Annotated in this window: 16 protein-coding genes and 1 tRNA gene; 8 read left to right on the top strand and 9 right to left on the bottom strand. The window is 64.2% G+C overall.

What is annotated here, in order from left to right:
- Positions 1-71: 71 nt before the first annotated feature.
- The 5 genes from B0G75_RS17605 (at position 72) to lepB (ending at position 4,868) form a co-directional block, all read left to right on the top strand.
- Positions 72-1,277: a sugar phosphate nucleotidyltransferase gene (locus B0G75_RS17605; RefSeq protein ID WP_106307895.1), complete on the top strand. Its 1,206-nt coding sequence runs from the start codon at positions 72-74 to the stop codon at positions 1,275-1,277.
- Entirely contained in the window at positions 1,252-1,842 is a 591-nt protein-coding gene (locus tag B0G75_RS17600; protein WP_106307892.1) for a flavin reductase family protein, read from the top strand. Before B0G75_RS17605 ends, B0G75_RS17600 begins: the two co-directional genes overlap by 26 nt.
- Positions 1,843-2,176: 334 nt before the next feature.
- Positions 2,177-2,902, top strand: coding sequence for a FadR/GntR family transcriptional regulator (locus B0G75_RS17595; RefSeq protein WP_106307889.1), 726 nt, complete (start codon positions 2,177-2,179; stop codon positions 2,900-2,902).
- A gap of 148 nt (positions 2,903-3,050) precedes the next feature.
- Positions 3,051-4,049, top strand: coding sequence for a Gfo/Idh/MocA family protein (locus B0G75_RS17590; RefSeq protein ID WP_106308061.1), 999 nt, complete (start codon positions 3,051-3,053; stop codon positions 4,047-4,049).
- A gap of 120 nt (positions 4,050-4,169) precedes the next feature.
- The gene (gene lepB, locus B0G75_RS17585) at positions 4,170-4,868 is read left to right on the top strand and encodes a signal peptidase I (protein ID WP_106307886.1); all 699 of its coding nucleotides are present in this window, start codon (positions 4,170-4,172) and stop codon (positions 4,866-4,868) included.
- 18 nt (positions 4,869-4,886) lie between these two features.
- Here the strand turns inward: lepB and B0G75_RS17580 are convergent, their stop codons facing one another.
- The 7 genes from B0G75_RS17580 to B0G75_RS17550 form a co-directional block, all read right to left on the bottom strand.
- Positions 4,887-5,546, bottom strand: coding sequence for an amino acid ABC transporter permease (locus tag B0G75_RS17580; protein ID WP_106307883.1), 660 nt, complete (start codon positions 5,544-5,546; stop codon positions 4,887-4,889).
- Between the two features lie 113 nt (positions 5,547-5,659).
- Entirely contained in the window at positions 5,660-6,454 is a 795-nt protein-coding gene (locus tag B0G75_RS17575) for a cystine ABC transporter substrate-binding protein (RefSeq protein WP_106307880.1), read from the bottom strand.
- A gap of 168 nt (positions 6,455-6,622) precedes the next feature.
- Complete coding sequence (locus tag B0G75_RS17570; protein WP_374956903.1) at positions 6,623-7,600, bottom strand: quinone-dependent dihydroorotate dehydrogenase; 978 nt, start codon at positions 7,598-7,600, stop codon at positions 6,623-6,625.
- A 165-nt stretch (positions 7,601-7,765) separates the two neighbouring features.
- On the bottom strand, positions 7,766-8,587 hold the full coding sequence (locus tag B0G75_RS17565; RefSeq protein WP_106307874.1) for an arginyltransferase: 822 nt from the start codon (positions 8,585-8,587) through the stop codon (positions 7,766-7,768).
- A 117-nt stretch (positions 8,588-8,704) separates the two neighbouring features.
- Positions 8,705-9,442, bottom strand: a complete 738-nt coding sequence (aat, locus tag B0G75_RS17560; RefSeq protein ID WP_106307871.1) for a leucyl/phenylalanyl-tRNA--protein transferase — start codon at positions 9,440-9,442, stop codon at positions 8,705-8,707.
- Between the two features lie 9 nt (positions 9,443-9,451).
- A complete protein-coding gene (locus B0G75_RS17555) occupies positions 9,452-9,997 on the bottom strand; it encodes an NUDIX hydrolase (protein ID WP_012432750.1) in 546 nt (181 codons plus the stop codon).
- Between the two features lie 383 nt (positions 9,998-10,380).
- Positions 10,381-10,457: transfer RNA gene (locus tag B0G75_RS17550), tRNA-Met, on the bottom strand.
- A gap of 236 nt (positions 10,458-10,693) precedes the next feature.
- On the opposite strand from B0G75_RS17550, the gene B0G75_RS17545 reads away from it, so the two are divergent.
- Both B0G75_RS17545 and B0G75_RS17540 read left to right on the top strand, forming a co-directional pair.
- Positions 10,694-11,191, top strand: a complete 498-nt coding sequence (locus B0G75_RS17545; RefSeq protein ID WP_106307868.1) for a heme-degrading domain-containing protein — start codon at positions 10,694-10,696, stop codon at positions 11,189-11,191.
- Positions 11,192-11,201: 10 nt separating this feature from the next.
- On the top strand, positions 11,202-11,534 hold the full coding sequence (locus B0G75_RS17540) for a DMT family transporter (RefSeq protein ID WP_374956902.1): 333 nt from the start codon (positions 11,202-11,204) through the stop codon (positions 11,532-11,534).
- A 31-nt stretch (positions 11,535-11,565) separates the two neighbouring features.
- On the opposite strand, the gene B0G75_RS17535 is transcribed toward B0G75_RS17540, so the two are convergent.
- Both B0G75_RS17535 and B0G75_RS17530 read right to left on the bottom strand, forming a co-directional pair.
- The gene (locus B0G75_RS17535; protein ID WP_106307862.1) at positions 11,566-11,958 is read right to left on the bottom strand and encodes a hypothetical protein; all 393 of its coding nucleotides are present in this window, start codon (positions 11,956-11,958) and stop codon (positions 11,566-11,568) included.
- Between the two features lie 73 nt (positions 11,959-12,031).
- Positions 12,032-12,223, bottom strand: a complete 192-nt coding sequence (locus B0G75_RS17530; protein WP_106307859.1) for a hypothetical protein — start codon at positions 12,221-12,223, stop codon at positions 12,032-12,034.
- Between the two features lie 287 nt (positions 12,224-12,510).
- Between B0G75_RS17530 and B0G75_RS17525 the strand changes: the two genes are divergently transcribed.
- Positions 12,511-12,789: a hypothetical protein gene (locus B0G75_RS17525; RefSeq protein WP_106307856.1), complete on the top strand. Its 279-nt coding sequence runs from the start codon at positions 12,511-12,513 to the stop codon at positions 12,787-12,789.
- The last annotated feature ends 76 nt before the right edge of the window (positions 12,790-12,865 follow it).

Below are 12,865 nucleotides of genomic sequence, written 5' to 3'. Positions count from 1 at the left end.
GTAGCACGGTAGTACGCACGGCAACATAGAACAATGAACCGGACTAGTTAGTCCGGATAGGGGACCCGCACATGAATCGCATCGTAGAACTAGGCAATCCGCTTGCGTCGACCGCGGACGTCAGCGAAACGGCCACACGTTTATCCGTGCAACCGGTGATTCTCGCGGATGGCTCCGACACACGATCGTGGCCGTTGTCGCGCGAACGCAATCCGAAACGGTCGATCGACCTCATGGGCGACGCGTCGCTCCTCGAAACCACGCTGAGCCGGCTCGACGCGTCGTTCGTCGCGGCGCAACACGCTTCGCCGGTATGCGGCCCGCGATCCATTGCGACGCCGCTGATGGTCTGCTGCGAGGACCTGCATCGGCAAATGCTCGAACCGCTGGAGCGGCTCGCCCGATCGGGCCGACCGGTGCGCGTGGTGCTCGAACCCATGCCACGCGATACCGCGCCCGCGTTGACCATCGCTGCGCTCGCCGCGCGCGCGGCGGCTGTGGAGGGCGACGATCCGCTCATCGTCGCATTGCCGGCGGATCATCTGATTGCCGATCACGTTGCGTTCGGCGTGGCGCTCGCCGAGGCGCTCGAGCACGCGACGCATGGCGCGATCGTCGCACTCGGCGTGCCGCCCAAACGCGCGGAAACCGGCTATGCCTATATCCGCACCGGGGCGGCGCTCGGCAAACGGGGCGCGCGCGCCATCGAACGGTTCGTCGAGAAGCCCGATCCGGAACTGGCCGAGCGCTATGCCGCCTCCGGCAATTACTGGTGGAACAGCGGCATGTTCGTGGTGCGCGCGTCGGTGTGGCTCGCGGCGCTCGCGCTCTGCCAGCCGGCGATCGCCGAGGCTTGCGCGGCCGCGTTCGAGCGTGCCACGGTCGACGGCGACGGCACGCTGCATGTCGCGCGCGATCAGTTGGCCCTGTGCCCGTCCCGTTCAATCGACTACGCGGTGATGGAGCGCGTCGGCACCGACGCGCGCGTGGGAGGCGTCACCGTGCCGTTCGTCGCGGGACGCGCGGAAGTGAGCGGCTGGGATTCGGTGATGCGCGCCGCGCGCGGCGAGGAATGCTTCATGCTCGTGGAGAAAAACCCGTCGGCGTATGTTCCGCCCGGCGTCACGCACCGGCTGGAAACTGCGGGCAGGACGCCGCGAGAAATGATCGAGGTCCAATCAGGCGGCCATCCGGACGAAGACGACATCGTGCGTTTCGAGAACCCGTTCGGTCGCAATCTGGAGAGCGCTCATGCACGCAAAGGTACTTCACGCTGAGACGCCGTTCGTCTCGCAGTCGACTTTCGACGAGCGGCGCTTTCGCCACGCGTTGGGACGCTTCGCGACCGGCGTGGTGGTGATCTCGACCGGCAGCGGCGACGATCTGCATGCGATGACCGCCAACGCCTTCATGGCGGGTTCGCTCAAGCCGCCGCTGATCGTCGTCTCGGTCGGGCACCGGGCGCGCATGCACGAGCGTCTGATGGACAGCGCGCTATTCGGTGTGAGCGTGTTGTCGGAGGCGCAGGAGCCGCATAGCCGCCACTTTGCCGGCGAGCCGCAGAGCCGGCTCGCGCCGCGCTTCGCGCCGGTCGAGGGGCTCGCGGGCGTGGTGCTGCTCGAACACGCGGCGGCGCGTTTCGCCGCGCGCGTGGTGGACCGGCATCCGTGCGGCGACCATACGCTGTTCGTCGGCGAGGTGCTGGTGTTCTCGCTCGATGAACACGCGCCGCTGATCTTTTTCGGCGGACGTTATGGATCGGTGGCGGCGCCGGATTCTATTCAGCGATCGACCGCGGCATCCGCGCAGGACTCGCCGCCAATTGCCGCGAGCGCCTCCTGATGCGAACGTCATCCGTCGTTTCCCGCCAGTTCCTATCCGCCGACGCGGAGTGGATCAGACAAATCGTCTCGCAACGTGCGTCTTCGCACTATGCAAATTCTGCAACGCAGGCACGCTTGAGGCGCAAGCTTATGGCCCGTCAAAATATGCGGCGTTACAAGGAAGAAACAATTCTTCAGAGGGATAACCCTGTCAGGAAGTCTCCCAACTGGCGCAACCGTTTTGAAGCTAGCAACGTATCGTAGAAGAACTAAGTGACATCAATAAAACGAGACATAAGGGCCGCACGACCAACAGGCTACGCGGGGGCAAACACCGCTTCGGGGAGAGTGTCATGGAACAGGCAAACAAAGATCGATCGCTCGTGAGCAAAGTCATGGATGGGCTGGTCACGGGCATCGTCGAAGAGAAATACGGCGCCATACTGCCACCGCAGGATGTGCTGTCGAAAGAGTTCGACGTCAGCCGCACCGTCATGCGCGAGGCGCTGTCGATGCTGCTCGCGCGCGACATGCTGGACGTGCGGCCGAAAATCGGCACGCGCATCCGGCCGATGAGCGATTGGCGCATGATCGACGAAGACGTCGTGAACTGGCGTTTTCGCGCGAAACCCGATCCGCTGTTTCTGCGCGACGTGATCGAGTTTCGGATCCTTATCGAACCGCGCGCCTCGGCGCAGGCGGCCGCGCGCGGCAGCGCGGCGGATATTGCCGCGATCCGCGAGGCGTTCGAGGCGTTCCGCCCGATCCGCCCAGGCGAGCCGGGCTATCAGGAAGCGGACGAACTGTTCCACACCCGCATCGTGGTGGCGAGCGGCAATCAGTTCTTCAAGCAGATGGCGGCGATCATTCGCGGCGCGCTCTCGACCGTCAATCCCATCGTCACCGAAAGAGACGGAGAGGGACTGTGGGAAACGGCGGTGAAATCCCATCAACGCGTGGTCGAAGCGATCGAACGGCGCGATCCGAAGGAAGCGGAACTCGCCTCGCTTGCAATGATCGACTACACCGCGGAAGAAGTCAGCGGCCAGTTTTCAGCGGAACCGCCGGCACGCAGTTGAGCGTCGCCGCCGCGGCGGCACGCTGGGTCTTTTATTTTTTCCTTGTGAGACTGTGCGATACGGAAGGGCGCGCGTTCACGCCCACGCGAGAGCGTGTGGCATGCGCGACAATAGCGCCTGTTCTGAACTGCATGGACTCGAAGGAACGATGACAATCGCAACGCAGGAAATCCCCCCGGACGGCACGATCCGTTGGGGAATCGTCGGGACGGGCCGCATTGCCCGTCGCTTCGCGGCAGGTCTCGCTCATGTGCCGAACGCGCAACTGACCGCGCTGTGGTCGCGCCGCGCGGAACCGGCCATGGCATTTGCCGGGGAATTCGGCGGCGAGGTGTGCGCCAGTTTCGACGCGCTGCTCGCCAGCGGTATCCACGCGCTCTATATCGCCACCGTCCAGGACAGTCACGCCGACTACGCGATCGCCGCGCTGCAAGCCGGTCTGCACGTGTTGTGCGAAAAACCCGCCACCATCAATCAGCCGCAGCTCGAGCGCGTGCTCGACGCCGCGCGCGGCGCAGAGCGGCTCTTCATGGAAGCCATGAAGCCGCCCTTTTATCCGCTCTACAGAAAGTTGCGCGCGCATCTAGATGCCGATCCGATCGGCGCGGTCGGGCTGGTGCGGGCCGGCTGCTCGGTGCCGGGCGTGCCGGACGATCATCCGTCGCTGTCGTTCGAGCATGCGGGCGGCGCGCTGCTCGACATCGGCATCTACGAGATGTTTCTCGCCGTCGACTGGCTAGGCGCGCCGCTCGAGGTGCAGACGCTGGGGCGGCTCGGGGCGACGGGCGTCGATACGTTCGCGAGCCTGAACAGCCGGCACGAGGGCGGCATCGCCCAGTTGTTCTGCGGACTCGATCTGCACGGCAAGGGCGATGCGCTGCTGATGGCCAAAGGGGGCCACGTCACGATTCACGAGCCATGGTGGAATCCGTCGCGCGCGACGATCCGTTATACCGATGGACGCGTGGTCGAACTCGACGAACCGTTCGAAGGCGGCGGCCTGAACTACGAGACCGCGCACTTCTGCGAACTGATCCGGGCGGGGCGAATGGAAAGTCCGGTAATGCCGCATGGCAAGTCGCTGCAGATGATCGCGATGGCTGACGCGGCGCGCGCGGCGCTCGGGTTGAAGTTCGCGGGAGAGTAGCGTCGCCGGCGTTGCCGCATTACGCGCAGCAGCGGTGGTAGCATTTGCGCGGGCATGCGGAGAGAAAAAACGCTCCACGTGCCCGCCGCTTTCGAATTCCTTCCAATGGAGCCGCCTGCCATGCGCATGCTCGGAAAACTGTGGCGCGACAACAAGAGCGTCGTCGCGTTTCTCTTCCTGATGGTGTTGTTTCGCAGCGCCGTGGCCGACTGGAACGTCGTGCCGAGCGGCTCGATGCTGCCGACGATCCGCGAGGGCGACCGGATCTTCGTCGACAAGATGGCCTACGATTTGCGCGTGCCGCTCACGCATATCGCGATCGCGCATCTACACGATCCGCAGCGTGGCGATATCGTGACGATCGATTCGTCGGCGGCGCATGAGTTGATCGTCAAGCGTCTGATCGGCTTGCCCGGCGACAGCGTGGCGATGCGAGAGAACGTGCTGTATGTGAACGGCGTGCGCGCCGATTACCGGCCGCTCAAGCTCAAGCCGCTGCCTGGCGACGCCGCATCGCCCGGCGACTATCTGACCGAGCGCTTCGACGGCGTCACGCATACGGTGCGGCTCGCGCCGCAGGCGCCGAGCCCGCGGGATTCGTTCGGGCCAGTGGTCGTGCCGCCCGGCGAGTATCTGATGCTCGGCGACAATCGCGACGACAGCGCTGATTCGCGTTACTTCGGCTTCTTTCCGCGCAAGGAATTGATGGGCCGCACGCGCCATGTCGCGTTTTCGCTCGATCCGGACCACTACTACACGCCGCGCTTCGAACGCTTCGGCGCGCCGCTGGATGCGGCATCTTCTGTCGCCAGCCGCTAAATCAAGAGCTTCGGGCGCTCAGTGGCGCGACGGCAGCGCAAGGCGCCGTTCGTACCAGCGTTGCACGCTTTCGAGCACCTGACACAGCAGCCAGTAAACGGCGGCCGCGGCGAGATACAACGGCAGCGGCTGATAGGTCGATGCGATGATCTCCTGCGCGCTGCGCAGCAGTTCGGTCACGGTGATCACCGACACCAGCGAAGTGTCCTTGATCAGGCTGATCAGACTGTTCGACAGGCTCGGCACGGCAATGCGCAAAGCCTGCGGCGCGATCACGTAGCGCAGCGTCTGGCGTCGCGAGAGTCCGAGACTATAGGCCGCGAGCCATTGGCCGTTGTGGATCCCCAGGATCGCGCCGCGCATGCTCTCCGACAGATACGCGGCCACATTCGCGGACAACGCGATTACACCGGCCGGCGTCGGGTCGAGTGAAATGCCGAAACTCGGCAAGCCGTAATAGATCACGAAAATCTGCACCAGCAGCGGCGTGCCGCGCATCACGCTCACATAAATGCGCGCGATCCAGTTCAGCACGCGGTTGTGGCTGACGCCCATCAACGCGAGCACGGCGCCGGCAATCAGGCCGAAGATCATCGACAGAACCGCGAACTTGACCGTCAGGACGGCGCCCTGCGCGAGCACGGGCAGCGATTCAACGAGCAGGGAAGTGGTGGACATGAGCTGAGCGGAGGACGGGTTAGGCGCGCAAAAGCGCACATCATAAACTTTGCCGTAGAAGCGCGAAGGGCGGCATCGTCGACGATGCCGCCCTTCGGTTCAGTCAGCGTGTGTTACTTGATCGGCTTGCTGACGTCGATGCCGAACCACTTGTCCGAGATCTTCGAGAACGTGCCGTCCGCTTCGAGTTGGGTCATCGCGTCGTCGATCGCCTTGGCGAACTTCGGGTTGCCCTTTCTGAACGGAATGCCGGAAGGGTTGCCCGCGCCCACAGTCGCGCTGGTGCGCAGCGGCAACTGCGAGTTCTTCATCAGGTAGGCGAGCATCAGACGGTCGTTGAGCGCCGCGTCCAGACGCCCGGCGGCCAGATCGCGCAGGTACTCGGGCGCGCCCGGATACGTCTTCACGTCGATGCCCGGCACCGACTTCGCCATGTCCATGTAGTTCGTGCCCAGACCGACGCCGAGCTTCTTGCCCTTCAGATCGTCGAGCGACTTGAACTGGCGCGTGTCGTCCTTACGCTGGATCAGTTGCGCGGCCGAATACGTGTAGGCCGGCGAGAAGTCGAGCGCCTGCTTGCGTGCGTCGGTGATGCCGACCTGGTTGACGATCACGTCGAACTTGTTCGCCTGCAGACCGGCAATGATGCCGCTCCATTCCGTTGTGACGAATTCCGGTTTCACGCCGAGCCTGGCGGCGACCGCCTTGGCGATGTCGACGTCGTAGCCGACCAGTTCGCCCGACGGCGCTTTCGAATTGAATGGCGGGAAGGTGCCTTCCAGCCCGACGCGCAGTGTGCCGCGCTGTTTGACCTGATCGAGCAGGTCGTCGGCGTGGGCGGCGACGGCGGTGAACGACGCGCCGATCAGACCGGCGATGAGAATCTTTTTCAGCAAGCCAAATTTCATCGAGTTCCTTTTTTTGTTCGTCTGGCGTTTCAGCAGACGAAAGCATAACAAAGCAGACTATCGAAATTAAAATATCGTTTGTTTATGTCTATATTACTGGCGCGGGGCGCTAACGCGGTCCCCGGGCGTAGCGTCGCAAGGCAGGCGCGACGCTCCGCGCAGCCGTGTTTAACGCAGCGCTTGCGCACATTCGGCGACCAGCGCCGGTCCGCGATAGATAAACCCGGTATAGAGTTGCACCAGCGACGCGCCGGCCGCGATCTTCGCGCGCGCATCGTCTCCCGAAAAAATCCCGCCGACGCCGATGATCGGCACCGTTTCGCCGACTTCCGCGCGCAGCTTGCGGATCACTTCATTCGACGCGTCGAACACGGGCTTGCCCGACAGGCCGCCGGCTTCGTCGCCGTATTGCATGCCGGCGACGGCCGTGCGCGACAGCGTGGTGTTGGTGGCGATCACGCCTTCGAACTGATGACGCAACAACGTGTCGGCGATCGACTTGATCTGCTCGTCGTCGAGGTCCGGTGCGATCTTCAGCGCGAGCGGCACGAGCTTGCCGTGCATGTCGGCGAGACGCTGCTGCTTGTCCTTGAGCGCCGCGAGCAGCGCGTCGAGTTCGCCCGCGCCTTGCAACTGGCGCAGATTCTTCGTGTTCGGCGACGAGATATTGACCGTCACATAGCTGGCGAACGGATACACGCGTTCGAGGCAGTACAGATAATCTTCGGCGGCGCGCTCGATCGGCGTGTCGGCGTTCTTGCCGATATTCAGGCCGAGAATGCCGCGATAGCGCGCGGCCTGCACGTTCTTTACGAACTGGTCGACGCCCGCGTTGTTGAAGCCCATCCGGTTGATCACGGCGTTCGCCTGCGGAAGGCGGAACATGCGCGGGCGCGGATTGCCCGGCTGGGCGCGCGGCGTGACCGTGCCCACTTCGATGAAGCCGAAGCCGAGCGCGGCCAGGCCGTCGATGCAGGCGCCGTCCTTGTCGAGACCCGCCGCGAGCCCGACCGGGTTGCGGAATGTCAGTCCCATCACGGTGCGCGGCGCATCCGGCACGCGCGGCGCGAGCGCGCCGGCCAAGCCGGTGCGCCCGGCGGCGCCAAGCATGCGCAAGGTGAGATGGTGAGCGTCTTCCGCGTCCATGCGAAAGAGTTGGGCGCGTACAAGCGGGTAGAGGGAACTGAACACGGGACGAAGCCGGGCGGCCGGAAAATGGGAACCCGCCATTTTACCGGCTTTGGCGCTTGAATGAGACCGACTGGCGGGATCGGCGCGGCCCGTCCGGCTCGCGCCTTTGCAACGGCGCGGCTACGGCTTGAGCGGCGGGCGCTTGCCGTGTATCGCCAGGTCGACCGGCGGCAGGTCTACGCCCGTGGGATCGAGCACGCGCCAGGCGCCGTCGATCAAACCCTCGAGCGGCCGGAAATTCGCCTTGTACGCCATCTTCGGACTCTCGCGAATCCAGTAACCGAGGTACACGTAGGGCAGCTTGAGGCTGCGCGCCTGCTCGATCTGCCAATAGATGTTGTAGGTGCCGAAACTCGTGTTGGGCAGCCCCGGTTCGAAAAACGTGTAAACCGACGAGAGCCCGTCACCGAGGATATCGATCATGCTGATCATGCGCAGAATGCCCGGGGCATCCGGACGATCGCGCAGCGGTTCGCGGAATTCGACCAGCCGCGAGTTGATCCGGCTCTGCAGCAGAAACTGTTCATATTGGTCGCGGCTGTCGCGATCCATGCCGCCGCCCGCATGCCGTGCCGATTGATAACGCATGTAGAGCGCATAGTGCTCTTCGTCGTAGTGGAGCGGCGCGACGGTGGCGACCAGTTCGCCGTGTTTCTTCCAGACGCGGCGCTGCGTGCGGTTCGGCTCGAACTGGTCGACCGGCACGCGCACCGGCACGCAGGCGCGGCAGCCGTCGCAATACGGCCGGTACGTGAACACGCCCGAGCGCCGGAAGCCGGCCTTGACGAGGTCGGTGTAGACGTCGGAGTTGATCAGGTGACTGGGGGTGGCGACTTGCGAGCGCGCAATGCGCCCGTCCAGGTAACTGCAGGGATAGGGCGCCGTTGCATAAAATTGCAGCGCCGAAAGCGGTGAAAGAGGCAGCTCGTTGGGATGAGTCACGTTGGCAGCTCTCGAAGCGTCTCTGGTAATGCAAACCCGGCGCCTTGCGGTTGACGACGCGCGGCTCACGACCCGCGGCTCGGTAGGCGGCGGATCCGGATTCGGCCTGATTCTTTCCTACGACGCCGGCGCGACGACCTCGAGCAACGCGGTCTTGTCGAAGCGCCAGGGAATCGGCGGCGCCTCGACCGACGCGCGAACATGCGCGATGAACGCCTTGCGCGCTATCTCGCGACCGCCTAGCGACGCCAGATGCGACGTGTTCTGCTGGCAGTCTATCATTTCTATTTCGTGACGGCGTAAGTGTCCGACAAGCGCGGCCAGCGCCATTTTCGACGCATCCGTGACCTCCGCGAACATGGATTCGCCGAAGAACATTTTGCCGAACGACACGCCGTACAAACCGCCCACGCGCTTGCCTTCGAACCAGGTTTCGATGCTGTGCGCGTCGCCTACGCGATGCAGCGACGAGTACGCTTCGACCACATCTGCGGTGATCCAGGTGCCGCGCTGTCCACGTCGCGGCGCCTGCGCGCAGGCGCGCATCACCGCGGCGAAATCATGGTCGACGCGGATTTCCCACGCGTCTTCGCGCAGCACGCGCCTGAGCGTTTTGCGCAGCGACGGCGCCACCTTGAATTCAGTGGGGCGCAGGACCATGCGCGGGTCGGGGCTCCACCACAACACCGGCTGACCGTCCGAATACCACGGGAAGATGCCGCGCCGATAGGCGTCGATCAGGCGCGACGGCAGCAGGTCGCCGCTGGCGGCGAGCAGGCCGGGCGCGCCGCTGGTCGCGCCGAGGGCGCGTTCGACGGGTGGAAACGGATCGTCAGGTCCGAGCCAGGGAACCATGCGCGCCGCTCAACCTTCGCGCAGCGAGCGGAAGATGTCGCCCGTGTGCAGGCCGAAACTGCCGGCGGCGCGGTCGGCGAAAAAGAAACGCAGGGTCTGGCCGACGGTGGGAAAGGCAATCTCGTCCCAAGGGACTTCGTGTTCTTCGAAGAGCTTCACTTCGAGGCTTTCTTCGCCGGCGGCAATGTCGAGATCGAGCAGGCGCGCCATATAGAACAGGTGCACCTGATGCACGTGCGGCACGTTCAGCAGCGAGAAGAGGTTTTGCACTTCGACGCGCGCGCCGGCTTCTTCCAGCGTTTCGCGCGATGCCGCTTCGGCGGTCGTCTCACCCATTTCCATGAAGCCCGCAGGCAGCGTCCAGTAGCCGTAGCGCGGTTCGATCGCGCGACGGCACAGCAGCACTTTGTCGTCCCACACCGGGACGGTGCCGACCACGTTGCGCGGATTCTGATAGTGCACCGTGCCGCAACTGCCGCATACGAAGCGCTCGCGGTTGTCGCCAGGCGGAATGCTCAGGCTGACGCCCTGGCCGCAGACAGAACAGAATTTCATAGGAGGGGGACGAGAAAGGGTGATAGGAGTTTATCACCGGGGCGAAGTTTTTCTCAGGTCGCAAAATGGCGGCGCGCGGGATTTGGCGGGAGGCGAGGTCGATGCGGAGGAACAAGCCGAACACTGCGTGCATGCGGCGCAACCGTTTTGTTCGGAATCCGGAGTATCTGGCGCGCGAGCGCTTGATCCTTGGGCATGCATGGCGTCGCGGGCGGATGATCTGCATCGCAAGCCAGTGGTGGGATCGGCGCTGAAAGGGAAGCGACACAACTGTGGCCGGCAATGCTCTACGCGTCGAAAACAGCTGGAAGAAACAAAAAAGGCCTGCCGGTTAGGCAAGCCTTTAATGTTGTTTTCGACGTCTCCAACCAATTTGGTGCGCTTGGTTGCGGGGGTAGGATTTGAACCTACGACCTTCGGGTTATGAGCCCGACGAGCTGCCAGACTGCTCCACCCCGCGTCCGTCGAAGAAAAGATTATAGAACAAAGCGGATAGGGTTGCAATAGCTATTTAAGAACCGGCTTCAAACCATCCGCCACGCGTCGGCGCGCGAGCGCGGAAGTCGCCGCACGCATTGGTTGCGTCGCATGCCGGAAGGCCTGCGTAAGGCGCTGCGCTAGAATCCAGATTTCTCTCGCGACGCCGCCTGCACGCGCGGCGGCGCGCGCTCCACCTCTTACCTTGCTCTGAACTCCATGGATATCGCTCACGATCTGCAAGTGATTGCCGCTCAGGAACACACGCTGGTGTTCCCACAATTCGACGCCGACCGCGCGTGGCAAGTCGGCGCTTATCTGCACGAGGTCGCCAAGGCGCGTGGTATCCCCGTCGCCATCGACGTGCGCACCTTCGGTCAGCCGCTGTTTTTCAGTCTGCTCGACGGCGCAACGCCGGACAATGTCGATTGGGTGCGCCGCAAGAGCAACACGGTCGCGCATTTCCGCCGCAGTTCGTACGCGATCGGCCTGAAGTTGCAGCAGGCCGGCGGCACGCTCGCGGACAAGCACGCGTTGGCCGCCTCGGAATATGCGTCGCATGGCGGCGCGTTTCCGTTGACGCTGGCACACGCGGGCGTGATCGGTTCGATCACGGTGTCGGGTCTGCCGCAGCGCGCCGATCACGAACTGGTGGTGGAAGCGCTGTGCGCGCATCTTGGCCACGACTACAGCAAGCTCGCGCTTGCAAAGGCCTGAGCCGATGCGGCTGCCTCCTTATGCCTTGCTCGGCATCGCCATCGTGGCCGAAGTGATCGCGACCTCCGCGATGCGGGCGTCGGAAGGCTTCACGCGGTTCCTGCCTTCGGCGGTGGTCGTGCTCGGCTATGGCGTGGCGTTCTATTGCCTGTCGCTCACGCTCAGGAGCATTCCAGTCGGCATCGTCTACGCGGTGTGGTCCGGCGCCGGCATCGTGCTGATCACGCTGGTCGCGGTGCTGCTGTACCGGCAGATGCCCGACGTGCCGGCCGTCATCGGACTCGGGCTGATCATTGCCGGGGTTGCCGTGCTGAACATGTTTTCGAAGATGCAGGCGCACTGAGCCGTTGCATCGCCACAGGCGCCGCGGGTGCTTACTTGCAGCGCACGATCATCGAACGGTTTTTCACGTTGGCCGAGACGACGTTCGTGACGCTGCCGCCCGCCGTGCCGCCTTCGTCATTGTCTTTGGACACGATGTCGTAACCCGTCGCGCCGCAAGCCTTGCCGGCCTGCACGTAGCACGACGCCCAGCTGGAAGCGGCGTCGGCGCCGCTGCAATTCACGGCGAAGCCGGTCTGGCCGTTCGGCAGATTGATCAGCGACGTGGTGTTCGACGATGCGCAGCCGGCGAGGCTCGCCGCGCCGAGCAGCACGGCGGCGGGCAGGGCGGCCGCGAGCGGGCTGCGGCGAACGAGAGCAAGCGCTGCGCCGGTTCGAAGGCGGTTGAAGCGGCCGGCGCGGCGCAGTTGCGTCATGAAATGCATCGTGATGTTTCCTTTCAGATTGATATTCGGTCGCCACGTGGTCCGGGAGCGCCTATAGACGCTCGGGAGCAGATCAGGGCGTTTCGATCGTAATGCCCGCCGCGCTGACCATCCGGCGGCTTTCCTCGCCTTCGTTCGTGGCCGCGTCTTCCCAGATGCTGATGGCTTTTGGAATGTCGATGCCGTGACTTTCGGCGTACGCAAACCATGTGTTCGCCGCATCCGGCTCGGGCAATTCGTGGTTTTGCAGAAAATATTTTCCCATATTGCGCTCGCTGAACTCGAAAAGGCGTCGTCGCGGCAGCACGGTCCGTGCCGATGATCCGGTTCGACCGGCGCGGGCCGAACAAGTGCGATCGGTTGCATCGCCGTGCGGCGCTGCAGAACTAATCGGCTCGTGACGCGCCTTACATACTGGTTGGCCGTGCGCCGATGCGGGTGTTGCACCGGCCGCGCGGACGCAACCGGCGACATGGAGGTCGACGCACAGGCAGGCGCATCAAACGCTGCTCCGCGCGGCATCCACCCTGAATTGCAACGAGGAGAACGAATATGGCTGAACGGGTCAGCGGCCCTTATCGCGGTTATTACATCAGCGCCGCCGCGCGCCTCGTACCGGCGGCCGACGCGCCGGCCACGACCGCAGGCGGCGCGAGCGGGACTTACGTCGGCTCGGTGAGCCTGGCCGAACACGGTCCGGACGATCCTCGCCGCATGGAAACCTTGCTCGAACTCGGCGACGGCCAGCGCTTCGGCAGCGAAGAGGAGGCGCTGGTCTTCGTCGAGCAGGCGGCGCGCGATTACATCGACCGCTTGCTGGGAGGCGCTTGATGGCGAGGCCTAAGGTGGAGCAACGCGTCGCCGGGCGTGTTGGCAAAACCGCTGATGAAAGCGCGGCCCCAGGCTG

The sequence above is a fragment of the Paraburkholderia sp. BL18I3N2 genome (genome assembly GCF_003001875.1).
Lineage (GTDB): Bacteria > Pseudomonadota > Gammaproteobacteria > Burkholderiales > Burkholderiaceae > Paraburkholderia > Paraburkholderia phytofirmans.
This window is presented reverse-complemented; position numbering and strand designations above follow the sequence as displayed.